Consider the following 17,203-nt stretch of genomic DNA (forward strand, 5'->3'; position numbering starts at 1 on the left):
GTCCGGGTGTGCACATACCGCAGGTGTGCCCACCCCCTTACTGCTGAGCGAACTGGGCCACGTTCTGCGGCGTGATGAGCCGGTAAGGAATCAGCACCGACTGCTCCACGGGCTGTTTGTTGACCATTTTCACCGCCGCTTCCATGGCGCCCTTGGCCTGGCCCTTGGCATCCTGGAACACGGAGACGGTGAGGTCGCCCTGGGTGATCGCATTCTGGCCATCGGGGGTGCCGTCGACACCGCCGATCAGCACCTTGCCTTTCTCGAAACCTGCGGCCTTGAGCGCCATGGCTGCGCCGATGGCCATCTCGTCGTTGTTGGACACCACCGCGTCGAACGGCTTGCCTTGGGTGATCCAGTTGTTGACCAGGTCCATGCCCTTGTCCCGCAGCCAGATGCCGGTCTGTTCTTCCTGGATCTTGATGCCGGGGTACTTGGCGATGATCTCTTTGACGCCCTTGGTGCGGTTCTGGGTGGAGTTGTTGGCCAGGTCACCCAGCAGGATCACCACATTGCCCTTGCCGCCCATCTTGTCGGCCAGATACTGCATCTGCAGGTGGCCGGCTTCCAGGTCGTCGGACGTCACCGTCACCACGCCGGCCGGCAGCTTGGCCTGGTCGGGACGGCGGTTGACAAAGATCAGCGGGATCTTCGCCTGGGTGGCTTCGTCGATCATCTTGCTGGTGGCGGCAGTGTCCACCGGGACCACGATGATGGCGTCGACCTTCTGGTTGATGAAGTCTTCGACCTGGCTCAGCTGCTTGACCACGTCGGCGCGGGCGTCTTGGAACTGCAGGCTGGCGCCCCCCGGTACGGACTTGGCGTCGGCGGCCATGGACTCGCGCAGGTAGGTCAGCCAGGTGTCATCGAATTGCGACATGGCCACGCCGATTTTCATGTCGGCCATGGCTGCACCACTGGCCATCAGCAAGGACAGCGCGGCCCCGCAGAGCAGGCGGCGAACGAAGGGAAGACGCGAGGAGCAAACGTTTGGACGCAGGGAGAGCGTGGAGATTGCGGTTTTCATCGACGGTACCTTGATTATTGTTGTAGGGACGCGTGTCTCGGGAACCTGAATTGACTCTATTGGAATATAGTTTCTAAATCAATTCGTTTTGGAATTTATTTCTTTCTGAGCTTTTATTCACCTGGCAATGCAATGACCTGGCCTTTTTGCGCACTGACCCGCGCCGCGTCCAGCACCCGCAACGCCCGCACGGCATCGGCGGGGTCCACGGGCACTGCGCCCTTGCCGGCCACTGCCCGCGCCACCTGTTCATAGAAAAACGGCCAGTTGCCATGTTCCGAAGGCACGCGCTCACGCTCGTCGCCCTGCACCCGCCAGCCCCAGTTACGATGCTCCTCGGCGCCCCAGTCTTGCCCGTCGGTGGCCGGCGAGAACCCCGCCAGCACCCTGGCCTCCTGGCCGTCGAAACCGTCGACGGTGTAGCAGGCGCTGTCGCCGGTGACCCGAAAGCGCGGTTGCGGCGCACTCTGGGTGGCGCTGGCCCGCAGATGGGAAACCACTCCGCTCGCATGGGTCAATGACACGAAGAAGCCGCGATCCAATGCGCTGCCGGGCAACAGGTCCAGCTCAGCGTAGACCCGACTGGCAGGGCCGAACAGTTGCAAAGCCTGATCCACCAGATGGGCACCGAGATCGCGCAGCCAGCCACCGCCGGTGGGGTTGCCGAGGTTGTCCGGCAAGTAGCGCTCGATGGACGATTCGAAACGCCGCACAGTCCCCAGGGCATCGCCTTCGAGCAGTTTGCGCAAGGTCAGGAAATCCGAATCCCAGCGGCGGTTCTGGTACACACTGAGCAGCACCCCGGCCTTTTTCGCCGCGTCCACCAGCGCCTGACCCTGGGCGGCATCGGCGGCGAACGGCTTGTCGCTGACCACCCCCAGACCCAGTTCGATGGCTTGCAGAATCAAGGCCTGGCGGCCCTCCAGCGCCGTGGAAATGACCACCACGTCGACCCCGGCCTCGGCCAGTTGGCCCAGGCTGTCGAAAGCCTTGACTCCGGGGTGTTCGATGGCCAGCTCCTGGCGCCGCTGGGGCGACCGGGTGACCACGCCGACAAAGGTGGAACCGGCCAGACTGGCCAGCAACGGCGCGTGAAAATAGCGACCGCCGAAGCCATACCCCAAAAGTCCGATACGCATGTTGACGCTCCTTGCAGTGGATTCAGCGGGTCAGCTCGCGGGTGACCCGCTCGAGCATCATGCGGTTGGATTCGTCCGGACGGTCCTCCCAGGCGAACACCGAAACGGTGGCGATGCCATCGAATTTGAGCTCGCGCACGGTGCTGAAAAACGCTTCCCAGTCCACCTCGCCCTGGCCGATATCCAGGTGTTGATGCACCGTTGCAGTGACCCCGGGCGGATTGACGATGTAGCGCAGGCCCGAGGATGCCTTGTGGTTGTAGGTGTCGGCGATGATCAAATGGCTGAGCTTGTCACCGGCGTAGCGCAGCATGGAGGCGATGTCGCCCTTGCCGTCGTCATAGAAGAAGGTGTGCGGGGCGGCGTACAAGTAGTTGATCCAGTCACGGTCCAGCCCGCGCAGGATGTCTACCGATTCGTTGTTGCGTTCGCAGAAGTCATAGGGGTGAGCCTGGATGTCGAGCTTGATGCCCTCGCGCTCGAATTCCGGGATCAGCTCGTCCATGGAACGCATGAACTGGTTCTCGCACACCAGCGGGTTGTCCGACTGGCCGGTGAACTCGGTGTTGACCCGTTCGCAGTCCATCTCCACAGCGATCTGAATGGCACGCTTCCAGTTGCGCACGGCCGCGACCCGCAGGCCTTCGTCGGCCGACGCCCAATGGTACATGGGCAGCAGCGACGACAGCTTCACACCGGCGTCGCTCAGGGCCTGGCGAAATTCCTTGACCCGCGCCCGGTCCACCCGCGGCGCCTTGTAGAACGGCAGAAAGTCTTCCCGGGGGGACAGTTCGATGTGTTCATAACCCAGCTCGGCGACCTTGTCGCACATCTTGCCCAGGGGCAGATGACGGTACATGTAGGGATCCAGGGCAATGCGCATGGCGCTTCTCCTTTTGTTCTTGTCGGGTTCTTTCAGTACTGCCGGGCGCGACCCAACTGCTCGTCGAGCTTGCGCCGCACTTCGGCGGTCTTCTCGCTGGTGGACACTTCGGCCACCCCGACTCGCCACCAGGACAGGTACTTGTGAATCATGGTCTTGGGCAAGACCTTGATGTCGATCAGGGTCGATACGCTCTGCTGACGCGCGTCCAGCAGGGCCGTCTCCAATTGCTCGAGCGTGGTCACCTTGTAGGTCTTGCAGCCGTAGGCGGCGGCGCTCATGGCGAAGTCTACCGGCACGAAGCCGCCATCGAGCTTGCCGGTTTCCGGGTTGCGAAAGCGGAACTCGGTGCCGAAGCTGTCCATGCCGTGCTCCATCTGCAGGTTGTTGATGCAGCCGAAGGTCATGTTGTCCAGCAGCACCACGTTGATCTTGCGCCGCTCCTGAATCGAGGTGGCCAGTTCCGAGTGCAGCATCATGTAGGAGCCGTCGCCCACCAGGGCATAGACCTCGCGGTGCGGCTCGGCCAGCTTGACTCCAAGGGCCGCATTGACCTCGTAACCCATGCACGAATAGCCATATTCAACGTGATAACTGTTGACGGCGCGGGTGCGCCAGGCCCGTTGCAGGTCGCCGGGCAGGCTGCCGGCGGCGGCAACGATCACCGAATCTTCGGGCAACGCACGGTTGAGCACGCCCAGCACCTGGCTCTGAGTCAGGGCCGAGCCGGTCATTTCGATAAAATCGCGCAACACGGCCGGGTCCATGTGGTCGGCGATTTCCGGGACGAAGTCACTGCTGCTGTAGTGCGCGGCGTAGACCCGATCGACCTCGGCGGCCAACGCCGCCCTCGCCTCGCTGACCTGAGCGCCCCAACCGCTTCGGTAGCCGCTGGCTGCCAGCGGCTCGGCCAGGCCTTCCAGGCTCAGGCGGGCGTCCCCCAATACCTGCACGGCATCCAGCTTGAGCGCATCGGCCGGGTGAATGTTGAGGTTGAGAAAGCTCACCTCGGGGTTCTGGTACAGCCATTTGGAGGCGGTGGTGAAGTCGGTGTAGCGGGTGCCGATGCCGATGATCAGATCGGCCTCCTTGGCCAGCAGGTTGGCGGCCAGGCAACCGGTCTCGCCGACGCCGCCGACGTTCAAGGGATGGGCCGAGATGATCACGCTCTTGCCGGCCTGGGTTTCGGCGAATGGAATGTCGAACCGCTCGGCAAAGGCTTGCAGGACCGCAGCAGCACCTGCGTATTTGACGCCGCCGCCGCAAATGATCAGCGGCTTGTGTTTGCCGGCGAACGCGCGCACGGCGTCTTCCAGTGCGGCGCTGGCCGGAGGGCGGCGGTCGACCCGGTGCACGCGGCGGGCGAGGAAACTGTCCGGGTAGTCCCAGGCTTCGGCCTGCACATCCTGAGGCAACGCCAGCGTCACCGCGCCGGTTTCGGCCGGATCGGTGAGTACGCGCATCGCCGCCAAGGCGGCGCTGATCAGCTGCTCCGGGCGGTTGATGCGGTCCCAGTATTTGCTCACGGCCTTGAACGCGTCGTTGGTGCTGATACTCAGGTCGTGGAACTGTTCGATCTGCTGCAGTACCGGGTCCGGCTGCCGGCTCGCGTACACGTCGCCCGGCAGCAGCAGCACGGGAATGCGGTTGGCGGTGGCGGTGGCTGCGGCGGTGAGCATGTTGGCCGCGCCGGGGCCGACCGACGAGGAGCAGGCGTAGATCTTGCGCCGCAGGTGCTGCTTGGCGAAGCCGATGGCGGCGTGGGCCATGCCCTGCTCGTTGCGGCCCTGATGCACCACCAGCTCACCGCTGTCCTGCTCCAGCGCCTGGCCCAGGCCCAACACGTTGCCGTGGCCGAAGATGGTGAAGATGCCTTCGACGAACTTACTCTGCACGCCGTCGATTTCGATGTATTGGTTATCGAGGAACTTCACCAGTGCCTGGGCCATGGTCAATCTTGTTGTTTTCATGGAAGTGTTCCTTATTCGTGGATCTCTGAATCGGTCCTGAAAAATCAAGCCCTCGACGTTCTCAAGCCAACGCCCGGCGCAAATGCGCCATGCTCTGCCCTACCGCCGTCTGGATATCGGCCAAGTGATGGACGCTGTCGGCGAACGGCTCGAACGACACATAACCGCTGTAGCCCGCCGCCAACAACTGATCAAGCTGCGCGGCGTTGCCGAGGATGTCGCCGTCGCCCACCAGCACCCGATGGCCGTCGCGGATGCTGCCAAGGGGCGCCTCGCGGTCTTCCACGCCGGACACGTGCACCAGCCCGGTCAATTCAGGGAAAAACTCCGCTTCGCTGGCCAGATGGTGGTGAAAAGTGTCGTGCACCAGACGGAACACATCCAGCCCGCCCACGGTCTTGATCGCCTCCACCGCCTGGCGCTTGCGCCGCAGTGAACACTCCTCGAAGCCCAGCGGCTCGACGAAACCCAGCAGGCCGTGCTCGCGCAGGATCGGCGCCAACTGGCTCAAGGCGGTGCGCAGGCCGCTGGCGCGTTCAGCCGGGGTGCGGCGGTCGGCGCGGTCGTTGAGCGGGCACATGACCAGCCCTTCGGCACCGCAATCGCGGGCATAGGCCGCCAGTTTGAGGGTCTGCTCGCGACGCTCGTCATTCCACACGTCGAAGGGGTACAGCGCGTTGATCGACAACACCTTGATACCCCGTTCGCGGCACAGGTCCCTGACCGCCTCTGGCGGCATGCCGTTTTCGATCTCGACACCGGCCAGGTCGTTGCGGATTTCTATGGCGTCGGCGTTGAGCGCCACTGCCAGGTCGATAAACTCGGTCAGCGGCAACCGCGGGGCAACCATACGATTAAGGGCAAAACGCAAAGGCTGGCGCATTCTTCTTGTCTCCAGGCGTAAAGCGATTATTGGGCGGTGGGCATGGCAAATTCCGGACCCTTGGCGATGCTGTCAGGCCAACGCTGCATGACACTCTTGTAGCGGCTGTAGAAGCGCAGGCCTTCTTCACCGTAGGCGTGATGGTCGCCGAACAGCGAACGCTTCCAGCCGCCGAAGGAATGCCAGGCCATGGGCACCGGCAGCGGCACGTTGATGCCGACCATGCCGACCTTGATGGTCCGGGCGAAGGCTCTGGCAATGCCGCCGTCGCGGGTGAAGCAGCACACGCCGTTGCCGAACTCATGGGCGTTGACCAAGGCCACGGCGCTGGCGAAGTCCGGCACCCGTACCAGGCCAAGCACCGGGCCGAAGATCTCTTCGCGGTAAATGCTCATCTCGGCGGTAACGTTATCGAACAGGGTCGCCCCGACGAAGAAGCCCTCTTCGGCTCCCGGTACGCTCAAGCCGCGACCGTCCACCCGCAGGGTCGCGCCCTCGGCCACGCCCTGATCGATGTAACCTTCGACCTTGGCCTTGTGCTGGGCGGTGATGACCGGGCCCATTTCGCTTCCGGCGGCGCGGCCGTCACCCACCTTGAGGCGGTCGATGCGCGGCAGCAGTTGCTCGATCAGACGGTCACCGACATCGCCTACCACCACGGCAATGGAAATCGCCATGCAGCGCTCGCCCGCCGAGCCGAAGGCCGCCCCCATCAACGCATCGGCGGCCTGTTCCAGATCGGCATCGGGCATCACGATCATGTGGTTCTTCGCACCGCCCAGGGCCTGAACGCGTTTGCCGTGCTGGCTGGCCTGCTGGTGGATGTACTCGGCGATGGGCGTGGAGCCGACAAAGGAAATCGCCTGGATCTCCGGGTGCTGCAACAGGCCGTCCACGGCAGCCTTGTCGCCTTGCACCACATTGAACACGCCGTCGGGCAGACCGGCTTCGCTGAGCAGTTGCGCCAGCAGCAGGCTGGCCGACGGGTCACGCTCGGAGGGTTTGAGAATGAAGCAGTTGCCGGTCACCAGCGCCAGCGGGATCATCCACAGCGGCACCATCACCGGAAAGTTGAACGGGGTGATGCCGGCGCACACGCCCAGGGGCTGGCGCAGGTTCCAGTTGTCGATGCCGCCGCCGATGTTGTCGCTATAGGAGGTCTGCAGCAGGCTCGGCGCGCCGCAGGCGAACTCGACGATCTCGATGCCGCGGGTGACTTCGCCGCGAGCGTCGGCCAGTACCTTGCCGTGCTCGCGACTGATGATCTCGGCCAACTCGTCCTGATGGCTGTCCAGCAGTTCCTTGAACTTGAACAAGATGCGCGCCCGGCGCAGGCTCGACTGCTCGGCCCAGGCGGGAAACGCCGCCAGTGCCGAGGCCACGGCGGCCTCCACGGTGGCCGGGCTGGCCAGGCCGACGCGGGCCTGAACCTGGCCGGTGGCGGGATTGAATACCGAACTGTAGCGCTCGGCGCCTGTATCCTGGACCTGGCCGTTGATGTAATGGCCGATGACCGTTGCTTCACTCATGTCGATGCTCTCTTGTTCGATTGGCCGTCAAAGGTCCAGCAACCAGCTGTGCTGCGGGTCGTTGTGGAATTGCCAGATGCGCTTGGGCCCGGCCATGACGTTGAGGTAATAGGATTCATAGCCGTACGGCACGCTGACCGGGTGATAGCCCTCGGGCACCACCACCAGGTTGCCGTTTTCCACGGCCATGGCCTGATCGATGCGGCGATCGTCGGTGTAGACCCGCTGAAACACGAAGCCTTGGGGCGGGTTGACCTGGTGGTAGTAGGTTTCTTCCAGGAAGCTCTCGGCCGGCATGTTGTCGCGGTCGTGCTTGTGGGGTGGGTAGCTGGAGCTGTGCCCGGACGGCGTGCGCACTTCCACCACCAGCAGTGAATGGGCCGGCTCGGTGTCCGGGAGGATGTCGCAGACGTAACGGGTGTTGGCGCCCTTGCCGCGCACGCTGCGTTTCATGGTCTCAGGGGTGATCAGGCGCGCCGGCAAGTCGCTGTTGCGCAGGCCTGGTGCAGCGCAGACGCCCAGTTGCACGGCATCGCGAGCCGTCACGCGCACTTGCGTGCCGGCTGGCAGGTACACGGCGTAGGGCGATTTTTCCTCGAACACCGATTGCCGGTCACCGATGTTTTCCCAGCTGAAGGCGCCCTGCCCCGGCGCTTCGCCGCTGACATCGGCGTGGCCGCTGAGTAGCACCAGGCACAGCTCGCGCTCGCCGGCGTCCAACGCCAGGCTTTCCCCCGAGGCCAACCGGTGAGCGGCAAAACCGACGTATTCCAGCGCCCCGGCGGGCAAGGCGACGATGTCGCGGCCCTGGGCAGCACTCTTGATCAACAGGTTCATGCGGCGTTCCTCCGTTGCTGTGCCTGCGCGAGCAAGGCACTGAGGGTGTCAAAACCTTTCTTGGCGTAGGCAAAACTGGGTGCCACCGCCGGGTCCTGCTCGGCTTCCACCACCAGCCAGCCGTGGTAATCGACCTTGAGCAGCTCGTCGAGCAAGGCGGCGAAATCGATGTCGCCGTCCCCTGGCACGGTGAAGGTGCCGTTGACGATGCAGTCGGGAAAGCTCCACAGGTTATTGCGGGCCAGTTGCACCACCGGCTGGCGCACGTCCTTGAAGTGCACGTGGCAGACCCGCTGGATGTGCTTGCGCAACACCGCCAGCGGCTCGCCCCCACCCATCTGGCAGTGGCCGCTGTCGAACAGCAGCCCGACTTCCGGGCCGGTCAATGCCATCAACCGGTCGATGTCAGCCGGGCTTTCGATGTAGGCGCCCATATGGTGGTGGTAGGCCAGACGCACGCCTTGGGACAGGGTGTAACGGGCCAATTCCGTGAGCTTGCCCGCGTACTCGACCCACTGGGCGTCGGTGTGCAGGCGCGGGCGCTCCACCAGGGGAATGCGCCGGCCTTGAATGGAATCGGCCACTTCACCATAGACCAGCACCGTGGCGCCGTTTTCTTTGAGCAGTTGCACGTGGCTGCTGATCGCCTCGATTTCTTCGCTCAGGGAGCGGCGCGCCAGTTGCGCCGAGTACCAGCCGGAGACCAGTGCCAGGCCGTAGGGGCGCAGCACGTCGCCAACGCCCTTGGCGTCTCTGGGGAATTTGCCGTTGAGTTCGAAGCCTTCGTAACCGATGGCCTGGCCCTCGCTCAAGGCGGTGCTCAGGGGCGTCTCGCCGCCCAGGGCCGGCAAGTCGTCGTTGCTCCATGAAATCGGATTGATGCCGATGCGTATGGCATTTTGCGCGTGGGAAACGGACATGGCTGTACCTTTATTGTTGTGTCAGCGATGTGGCTGTCTGTTGACTCAGAACCTTACTGCGCCGCGTCCTGAGGCCGGGCCGAGAGCCAGGCGTCGATCAGGCCGGTGAAACGTTCACTGATCTGCTGCACGAGTGTGGCGTCATCGATCTCGCCCTTGAGCCATGCGCGGCTGGGCTCCTGGAAAATCGTCCGGCCCACTGCAAAGCCCCGACAGGTCTTGCTATGGCCGGCCTCGCGAAAGCCTTCGGCGAGCTGGTCGGCCGGGGCGTTGAGGCCCAGCAGCACCACGCCCCGGCACCAGGGGTCGCGCTCCTGAATCAAGGCATCGAGGGCCGCCCACTGCGCCGCACTCTGCGCTTCGATCTTCCACCAGGCCGGGAAGATGCCGATGTTGTACAGGCGCTTGATGGCGCGGTAGAGCACATCAGGGTGGGTCGAGGGATGATCCTTGGGCGGGATGATTTCCAGCAGCAGCTCGTGGCCACTGACGATGGAGGCTTCATACAGGCCGCGGATCTGCGCTTCCTGCTCCAGGCGCAGCAATGGCTCGTCATCCGGGTGAAACTGCACCAGGCACTTGATGATCTGTTCCTGTGGCCAGGCAATCAGGTTGCTGGCCACCGAACGTCCGTGCTCGAAGGCCAGCGGTCGCGAACCTTGGGTTTCTACCGGGCGCGCCACCCACCAGCCACGGCCGGTGGCGGCATTGAGGGCGTCCTGGCCGAAACGCTGGTCGGCCAGAATGCCGACATCGCCGCTCACACCCCGCGCCTTCAGCTGCTCCTGGACACTGGCAACGGCCGTGACGAACAGCTGTTTGAGGGCACTGACGCTGCTGGCGTCGCGCCCGGCTTCGCGGCACGGTTCGGCCAGTTGCGCGCGGTGATCGAAAGCAAAGATAAACAGCGGTTTCCAGGCCTTGCGCGGCACCGTGACCCGGTGCAAACGTTGCAGGTACGGGTCCTGATCGGGCCGGGTAATGGGCACCTGGCTGTTCAGCAGGTAGTCCAGTTCGGCCGGGGTCGGCATGGCCGGAGCGCAGGCGTGGCGCGAGACCACCAGCGCCCCGCAGGCGTTGGCCAGCGCGCAGCAGCGTTCGTCGTCGGCGTCACGCAGCCAGCCACTGAGAAAGCCGGACATGAACGCATCGCCGGCACCCAGCACGTTCAACACTTCTACCTGAGTCCCGGCGTAGCGTGGGCTGTCGTCGAGGCTGGCGGGGATGGCGCCGTGGATCACCGTGCAGCCCTGGGCACCGAGCTTGACCACCAAGGTCGCGGCACTCAGTTCGCGCACCCGGTGCAAGGATTGCAGCAAGTCGTCACTGCCGCCGGCGATGTTGAATTCCTCCTCGGTGCCGACAATCAAGTCGAAACGCGGCAGGATCCGCTGCACGTGCTGGCTGACCTTGGTGTCGGCGACGAAACGGGTTTCGCCGTCGGCTTTGCCGGCCAGGCCCCAGAGCACTGGCCGGTAGTCAATGTCGAGGACGCGTTTGACGTCATGTCGCTCGGCATAGTCCAGCGCCTGGCTGCTCGCGCGGAAAACGCCGTCGGTGGAAAAATGCGTCCCGGTGATCAGCAGAGCCTTGCTTGAGGCAATGAAACTTTCGCTGACGTCTTCAGGGCGCAAGGCCATGTCAGCGCAGTTTTCGCGGTAGAACACCAGCGGGAAGGTTTCGCGGTCCTTGAGCCCCAGCAGGACCATGGCGGTCAGACGCTCGGGGTCGACCTTGATGGCGCTGACATCACAGCCCTCGCGTTGCAGCTGTTCGCAGAGGAAGCGGCCCATGTGGTCGTCACCCACCCGGGTCAGCATCGCCGATTTAAGCCCCAGCCTGGCCGTGCCGAAGGCAATGTTGGCCGACGAACCGCCGAGGTACTTGGCGAAGCTGGAAACATCTTCCAGCCGTGCGCCTACCTGCTGGGCATAAAGGTCGACGCCAAGGCGTCCGAGACAAATGAGATCCAGTGGACGTGCGCTGGCAAAACGAGTCTGGCCCATACCGGCTCCTGTTATTGTTATCAGCCTGTTGGTCGCCGCGACGGCACCTCATGGCAGGTGCGTATCGCGTTCACAGGAGCCAGACTAGAACGAGATCTGCCCCGCATCAACTTTTTTTCCAATTATTTTTTAATCGGAATTTTTATTCTAAAGACAGCTGATGGCGTTTGGCTTTAAGCTGCATCAGCCAGAAGAACAAGCACAAGGATACCCGCCGATGTCCCGTACTCCCCCACCTGACGTGTCCGCGACGGCCCTTGCCGAAGCTGCACCGGACACCGACCTGCCCACTGCCCCGGCCAGCGCCGAGCAGCTGCTGGAACTGATCACCCAGGAGTTCGATAAACTGCCGCGCCAGCTCAAGCGCATCGCCAGCTACATGAGTCAGCAGAGCGACCGCATCATGGTCGATCGCATCAGCGACATCGCCGGCGAGTGCGAGGTCCACCCCTCGGCCATCGTGCGTTTTTCCCAGCGCTTCGGTTTCAGTGGCTTCAGCGAAATGCAGGCGCTGTTTCGCGAGGCCTACACCCACAAAGCCACGCCGGTGCAGAACTACCAGCAGCGCATCCGCAGCCTGATCGCCAACAAGTCGCACAAGTCCACGGGCGCGGACCTGGCCAATGAATGCATCGCCGCCACGCTGTCGGGCATCGAACGGCTGGGCAGCGAGCTGGACGCGGCGGCCTTCGACAAGGCCGTGGACCTGGTGGTCAACGCCGACAATATCTATGTGGTGGGGGTGCGCCGCTCGTTCGCGGTGGCCGACTACCTGGTGTACAACCTGCAACACACCAATAAGCGCATCCATCTGATTTCCGGGTTGGGCGGGGGTTACCGCGAGCAGATGCGCAGCGTGCGGGCCAATGACCTGGTGATTGCCATCAGCTTCACGCCCTACGGCAAGGAAACCCAGCACTGCTTGCGCATCGCCCAACACCACCAGGCCAAGACCTTGATCATCACCGACAGCAACCTGTCGCCTCTGGCGCGGCGGGCCAGCAACGTATTGCTGGTCAACGAAGGCACCTCCTTCGCCTTCCGTTCGCTGTCAGCCACGCTGTGCCTGTGCCAGGCGCTGTTTATTGCGGTGGCGTACCGGCTGGAACTGAAGGTCGACGAGATGCAGGAGCAGGTCGGGTTTGAGGATTAGGCCGCGGTGGCGGGTCGGGCCAGACGCGCAGGGACGCCAGTTCGATAAAGCTGAAGTAACCTTCACTCCAGCCCGCCGTATCTATGTGCCAGACGTTGCCCAGGCGTTTCGGTATACGCAACGGCGTATGGCCGACGATCAGCGCCTGCACACCCTCCACACCGCGCCGGTCATTGCGCTTGATGCGTGAGCGCGACCACTGGAAAATCTCGTCGGTGCGTTTATCTCGCGGCAGCTCACCGCTCAGGTAGGCACGCAGCAACGCCCAACTGGGAAAGGGGCAATCGGCGTGCACCAGACCAATCAGGCCCTGGGCGGTTTCGATCTCCATGGCCACGGGCATCTGCCGGAAATGCCGGGCGTACAGTTGCCGCTTGTCGGTCGGCGCGTCGAGCAACCAGGCGCCACCGCTGTTGCGGTAATTCTCCAGGTCCAGTGGCAGGCCTTCCTCCAGCTGCACGGCCAGCACTTCGTGATTGCCCTGGACGGCGAAGAACCACGGCTGCTCCAGCCAGTGCAGGCACTCTTCGCTTTGCGGGCCACGGTCGATCAAATCGCCGACACTGAACAGGCGGTCGCACGCCGGGTCGAAACCCAGCTGGTCCAGCGCCGTTTGCAGGCGGGTGAAATGGCCGTGGATGTCGCCCACCGCGTAATCACGACCTTGAGTGTTGGCAGCAAAGTGCACAAGTTTATTCATGGTGGGTCGACCTCCGCGCCTGTCGGTTCGTTCCTGCTCCGGTCCACGTAGGCGCTCTGCAATGCCGCCGGGAAGACCAGCCGAACCTTTTTCGATGTGCTTTCGTCGATAAGTGTAACGCGACGTTTCCTTGCCGCGCTCGTCTTGGGACCATAAATATGCTGATTCACCCTAAAGCCCGCTTTCGCCCCTATAAAAATGCATCAGGGGGATGGGGTTCGGCGTTTTCCGTCATGACCATCCTCGGCCGCGAGCGGGCCATTGCCCGCAGTACCGGCGCTCTGCTCAAACTCAATAAACACGCCGGTGTCGGCTGCGTCAGCTGCGCCTGGGCCAAACCTGGCAACCCCCATGCCATGGAATTCTGCGAGAACGGCGCCAAAGCCACGGCCTGGGAGCTGACCACCTTGCAGGCCGGCCCCGAGTTCTTCGCCGCGCACACCGTCAGCGAACTGCGCAACTGGCCGGATTTCGACCTCGAACAGAAAGGCCGCTTGACCGAACCGTTGCGCTATGACGCCGTCACGGACAAATACCTGCCGACCACCTGGCCGACGGCCTATGAGCAGATCGGCGGGCAGCTGCGCGGCATGGACCCCGACAGCGTGGTGTTCTACGCCTCGGGGCGCGCCTCGCTGGAAACCTCGTTCACCTGGCAAATGCTCGCCCGCGCCTACGGCACCAACAACCTGCCGGACAGTTCGAACATGTGCCACGAAAGCACCTCGGTGGGCTTGCAGGCAAGCATCGGCGTGCCGGTGGGCACCGTCACACTGGACGATTTCGAACAGACCGATTGCCTGATCTTCTTCGGCCAGAACGTCGGCAGCAACTCGCCGCGCATGCTTCACCCGCTGCAGGAAGCGCGCAAGCGCGGGGTGCCGATCATCACCTTCAACCCCTTGCGCGAGCGGGGCTCCGAGCGCTTTGTCAACCCACAGTCGCCGGTGGAGATGATCACCCCCAAGGCCACGGCCATCAGTACTCAATATCACCAGGTGGCCATCGGCGGTGATTCGGCGGCACTGCTGGGGATCACCAAGGCCCTGCTGGAACTGGACGACACCGAGCTTGCCGAGGGCCGGCCCAGCGTCCTCGACCACGACTTCATTGCCCAGCACACCGAGGGCCTGGACGACTACCTGGCCTGCGTGCGTCGGCATCAATGGCCAACCCTGGAACAGCGCAGCGGCCTGAGCCGTGGCGCTCTGGAAGCGGTGGCCAAGGTCTACGCCCGAAGCGAACGGGTGATTCTGGTCTACGGCATGGGCCTGACACAGCACCGCCACGGCGTGCAGAACGTGCAGATGGTGGTCAACCTGGCGTTGCTGCGCGGCAACATCGGCAAGCCTGGCGCCGGCCTGTGCCCGGTGCGCGGCCATTCCAATGTGCAGGGCCAGCGCACCGTGGGCATCAGCGAGGACCCGAGCAAGGTCCCGGCCGGGCGCTTTGCCGAGCTGTTCGGGGTCAAGGTCCCGGAGAAAAAGGGCCTGGCCACGGTGGACGCCTGCAAGGGCATGCTCGATGGCAGCGTGCGCGGCTTCATCAGTTTGGGCGGCAACTTCATCCGCGCCGTGCCGGACACCTCGCGGATGGAGCCGGCCTGGCAGAACCTGCACCTCAACGTGCAGATCGCCACCAAGCTCAACCGCAGCCACCTGTTGCCCGGCGCCCATAGCTGGCTGCTGCCGTGCCTGGGCCGTATCGAGATCGACCGCCAGAACGGTGTGGCCCAGGCCCACAGCACCGAGGACAGCACCGGCTGCATCCACGGCTGGTGGGGCCACGCAGAGCCCGCCGGCGAGCACCTGCGCTCGGAAACGGCCATCATCACCGGCATCGCCCAGGCCACCTTGGCGCCCAATCCGCAACTGGACTGGCAGGCCTGGAGCCAGGACTACAGTCTGATTCGCTCGGCCATCGCCGCCTCGCTGCCGGACGCCTTCCACGACATGAACCGGCGCATGTGGGACAAAGGCGGCTTTCACCGGCCGATCGCGGCCTGCCAGCGCCAGTGGAACACGCCGAGCAAGAAAGCGCAGTTCTTCACCCCGCTGACCCTGGCCGAAGACGATGACGTGCTGGTCGGTGGGCTGCGCCGGGACGTGCTGCAGCTGATGACGATCCGCAGCAATGACCAGTTCAACACGACGATCTATGGCTACGAGGATCGGTTTCGCGGCGTCAGCGGCACCCGCAGCGTGGTGTTCATGAACCGCAGTGACATTTTCCGGCTGGGCTTCGAGCCCGGCCAGTGGCTGCAACTGACCACGGCCATCGAACCTGAAGTGGTGCGCAGCGTCGGGCCGCTGCAGATTCTGGCCTATGACATTCCGCAAGGCTGCTGCGCGGCATACTACCCGGAGTGCAACGCCCTGGTGCCGCTGTGGCACCACGCCGAGAAGAGCAAAGTGCCGGCATCCAAGTCAGTGCCGGTGACGCTCAAGCGGGTCGAGCGTGGCGAGGGGCAAGTGGCGTGTGAAATGCCAAGTGCGGGGTTAGTGGCGTAGGACGAGCCTGCGCGACCCTTGACGCTGGCTTGCGACTACACCTGCAGGACCGAGTTTGCTCGTAAACGAGCACCGCGCCGTCTGCTGCCGGAGCACGCTCGGTCCTGCAGGGTTTGGTGTTACTGCAAAAAGTGCCACAACAGCAAGGTTCCCACCAACCCTACCAACGACACGATGGTCTGCAGCACCGACCAGACCATGATGGTCTGCTTGAGCTGCAGGCCGAAATACTCGCGCACCATCCAGAACCCGGCATCGTTCACGTGGCAGAAAAACACCGACCCCGCGCCGATGGCCAAAGCCACCAACGAGCTTTGCGTCGCCGCCAGCCCTGCCATCAACGGCGCGAGAATGCCTGCCGTGGTGGTAGTGGCCACGGTGGCAGAGCCGGTGGCCTGGCGCAGGGCCACGGCAATCAGCCAGGCCAGCAGGATGTAGGGCATGTGGGCGCCTTCGGCAACCTTGCTGATGGTCTGGCTGACGCCGGCATCCAGCAAGGCCTGTTTGAGGCCGCCGCCTGCGCCGATGGTCAGCAGCAGCACGGCGATCGGCGCCAGGCTTTTGCGCAGGGTCTGGCCGACATGCTCGCGGGCCATGCCGTTGGCCCAGCCCAGGCAGATCACCGCCGCGATCACGGCAATGCCCAAGGCCACCAGCGGCTCGCCGAGGAACTTCAAGGTCTGCGCCGTGCCGCTGGCGGGCGCCATGGCCACCTTGGCCAGGGTGCTGCCCAGCATCAGCAGCACCGGCAGCAGGATGATCAGCAGGGAAAGACCAAATCCCGGCTGTCGGGTCTGGGTCACCGGTTTGCTGAACAGTTCACCCAACTCTGCCGGCGCTTCGATGTGCAGGCGTCTGGACAGCCAGTTGCCATACAGGGGACCGGCGAGGATCACTGCCGGAATCGCCAGGCACAGCCCCAGCAACATGGTCAGGCCCAGGTCCGCGTGCAGCGCGCTGACGGCGATCAAGGGGCCGGGATGGGGCGGCATCAACGCATGCAATGTGGTCATCCCGGCCAAGGCCGGAACGGCGATCTTCAGCAGCGGCTGGCCGGAGCGACGGGCCATGACGAAGATGATCGGCACCATCATCACCAGCCCCACTTCGAAAAACAGCGGCAAGCCGATAACCATGGCCACCAGCGCCATCACCCAGGGCAGGCTGCGGCCCTTGCCCAGTTTGAGCAAGGTGGTGGCGATGCGGTCGGCCGCCCCGGATTCGGCCATCACCGCACCGAGCATCGCGCCTAGAGCGATGATCATGCCGGCCTCGCCCAGAATGCCACCCGCCCCCTTGCTGAAGGCCTTGGCCACTTCCTCGGCGGGCAATCCGGCGCCGATGCCGGCAATGAAGGTGCCGATAAGAATGGACAGAAACGGTGGCAAACGGGTGGCGCTGATCAGCACGATGATCACGGCAATGGCTGCCAGGCAGCAAATGATCAGGCGGCTATCATGGGCCGTCCAGGCAATGGTCGAGACGTCCAACGGGCACTCCTTATTGTGATTGATGGTGCGCTGAGGGGCTCAAAAGCCGCCGGAGCATACCCCAATTGCATGGCACATTGCCTGCGCCCTGTCGCGCAATTGCTTTGAACTTACCGAAGCAATGCCTGCCCCTTTTAGTAACCAGGCCGTACGGCG

The 17,203-nt window shown here is 63.8% G+C and carries 13 protein-coding genes; 2 read left to right on the plus strand and 11 right to left on the minus strand.

Annotated features, from left to right (window positions below):
- Window positions 1–37: 37 nt before the first annotated feature.
- The 9 genes from HB675_RS20010 to iolC form a co-directional block, all read right to left on the minus strand.
- On the minus strand, window positions 38–925 hold the full coding sequence (locus HB675_RS20010; RefSeq protein WP_256737622.1) for a sugar ABC transporter substrate-binding protein: 888 nt from the start codon (window positions 923–925) through the stop codon (window positions 38–40).
- Between the two features lie 215 nt (window positions 926–1,140).
- Window positions 1,141–2,166 carry a Gfo/Idh/MocA family oxidoreductase gene (locus tag HB675_RS20015; RefSeq protein WP_213880724.1) on the minus strand — a complete coding sequence of 342 codons (1,026 nt, stop codon included), beginning with the start codon at window positions 2,164–2,166 and terminating at the stop codon, window positions 1,141–1,143.
- Window positions 2,167–2,188: 22 nt separating this feature from the next.
- The gene (locus HB675_RS20020; protein ID WP_213880726.1) at window positions 2,189–3,049 is read right to left on the minus strand and encodes a sugar phosphate isomerase/epimerase; all 861 of its coding nucleotides are present in this window, start codon (window positions 3,047–3,049) and stop codon (window positions 2,189–2,191) included.
- 32 nt (window positions 3,050–3,081) lie between these two features.
- Window positions 3,082–5,019 (minus strand): 3D-(3,5/4)-trihydroxycyclohexane-1,2-dione acylhydrolase (decyclizing), encoded by a 1,938-nt coding sequence (gene iolD, locus HB675_RS20025; RefSeq protein WP_213880727.1) that lies wholly within the window; start codon window positions 5,017–5,019, stop codon window positions 3,082–3,084.
- Window positions 5,020–5,080: 61 nt separating this feature from the next.
- Window positions 5,081–5,902 (minus strand): TIM barrel protein, encoded by an 822-nt coding sequence (locus tag HB675_RS20030; RefSeq protein ID WP_213880729.1) that lies wholly within the window; start codon window positions 5,900–5,902, stop codon window positions 5,081–5,083.
- 26 nt (window positions 5,903–5,928) lie between these two features.
- On the minus strand, window positions 5,929–7,431 hold the full coding sequence (locus HB675_RS20035; RefSeq protein WP_213880731.1) for a CoA-acylating methylmalonate-semialdehyde dehydrogenase: 1,503 nt from the start codon (window positions 7,429–7,431) through the stop codon (window positions 5,929–5,931).
- A 27-nt stretch (window positions 7,432–7,458) separates the two neighbouring features.
- Entirely contained in the window at window positions 7,459–8,268 is an 810-nt protein-coding gene (gene iolB, locus HB675_RS20040) for a 5-deoxy-glucuronate isomerase (RefSeq protein WP_213880733.1), read from the minus strand.
- Window positions 8,265–9,188, minus strand: a complete 924-nt coding sequence (gene iolE / locus HB675_RS20045) for a myo-inosose-2 dehydratase (RefSeq protein ID WP_213880735.1) — start codon at window positions 9,186–9,188, stop codon at window positions 8,265–8,267. Before iolE ends, iolB begins: the two co-directional genes overlap by 4 nt.
- Before the next feature lie 53 nt (window positions 9,189–9,241).
- Complete coding sequence (iolC, locus tag HB675_RS20050; protein ID WP_213880736.1) at window positions 9,242–11,194, minus strand: 5-dehydro-2-deoxygluconokinase; 1,953 nt, start codon at window positions 11,192–11,194, stop codon at window positions 9,242–9,244.
- 217 nt (window positions 11,195–11,411) lie between these two features.
- On the opposite strand from iolC, the gene HB675_RS20055 reads away from it, so the two are divergent.
- Complete coding sequence (locus HB675_RS20055) at window positions 11,412–12,347, plus strand: MurR/RpiR family transcriptional regulator (RefSeq protein ID WP_213880739.1); 936 nt, start codon at window positions 11,412–11,414, stop codon at window positions 12,345–12,347.
- Here HB675_RS20055 and HB675_RS20060 read toward each other — a convergent pair.
- Entirely contained in the window at window positions 12,277–13,047 is a 771-nt protein-coding gene (locus HB675_RS20060) for a metallophosphoesterase (RefSeq protein WP_213880741.1), read from the minus strand. The two genes, HB675_RS20055 and HB675_RS20060, sit on opposite strands and share 71 nt — an antisense overlap.
- A gap of 158 nt (window positions 13,048–13,205) precedes the next feature.
- Here HB675_RS20060 and HB675_RS20065 point away from each other — a divergent pair, with 158 nt between their 5' ends.
- Window positions 13,206–15,557 (plus strand): FdhF/YdeP family oxidoreductase, encoded by a 2,352-nt coding sequence (locus HB675_RS20065; protein WP_213880743.1) that lies wholly within the window; start codon window positions 13,206–13,208, stop codon window positions 15,555–15,557.
- Between the two features lie 119 nt (window positions 15,558–15,676).
- On the opposite strand, the gene HB675_RS20070 is transcribed toward HB675_RS20065, so the two are convergent.
- Window positions 15,677–17,047 (minus strand): gluconate:H+ symporter, encoded by a 1,371-nt coding sequence (locus tag HB675_RS20070; protein ID WP_213880746.1) that lies wholly within the window; start codon window positions 17,045–17,047, stop codon window positions 15,677–15,679.
- Window positions 17,048–17,203: the final 156 nt, after the last annotated feature.

It is taken from the genome of Pseudomonas sp. dw_358 (assembly GCF_018449655.1).
Lineage (GTDB): Bacteria > Pseudomonadota > Gammaproteobacteria > Pseudomonadales > Pseudomonadaceae > Aquipseudomonas.

Coding starts and splice junctions, on each gene's coding strand:
- HB675_RS20010 (WP_256737622.1), bottom strand. CDS start 925: ATGGCCAGTGGTGCAGCCATGGCCGACATGAAAATCGGCGTGGCCATG.
- HB675_RS20015 (WP_213880724.1), bottom strand. CDS start 2,166: ATGCGTATCGGACTTTTGGGGTATGGCTTCGGCGGTCGCTATTTTCAC.
- HB675_RS20020 (WP_213880726.1), bottom strand. CDS start 3,049: ATGCGCATTGCCCTGGATCCCTACATGTACCGTCATCTGCCCCTGGGC.
- iolD (WP_213880727.1), bottom strand. CDS start 5,019: ATGAAAACAACAAGATTGACCATGGCCCAGGCACTGGTGAAGTTCCTC.
- HB675_RS20030 (WP_213880729.1), bottom strand. CDS start 5,902: ATGCGCCAGCCTTTGCGTTTTGCCCTTAATCGTATGGTTGCCCCGCGG.
- HB675_RS20035 (WP_213880731.1), bottom strand. CDS start 7,431: ATGAGTGAAGCAACGGTCATCGGCCATTACATCAACGGCCAGGTCCAG.
- iolB (WP_213880733.1), bottom strand. CDS start 8,268: ATGAACCTGTTGATCAAGAGTGCTGCCCAGGGCCGCGACATCGTCGCC.
- iolE (WP_213880735.1), bottom strand. CDS start 9,188: ATGTCCGTTTCCCACGCGCAAAATGCCATACGCATCGGCATCAATCCG.
- iolC (WP_213880736.1), bottom strand. CDS start 11,194: ATGGGCCAGACTCGTTTTGCCAGCGCACGTCCACTGGATCTCATTTGT.
- HB675_RS20055 (WP_213880739.1), top strand. CDS start 11,412: ATGTCCCGTACTCCCCCACCTGACGTGTCCGCGACGGCCCTTGCCGAA.
- HB675_RS20060 (WP_213880741.1), bottom strand. CDS start 13,047: ATGAATAAACTTGTGCACTTTGCTGCCAACACTCAAGGTCGTGATTAC.
- HB675_RS20065 (WP_213880743.1), top strand. CDS start 13,206: ATGCTGATTCACCCTAAAGCCCGCTTTCGCCCCTATAAAAATGCATCA.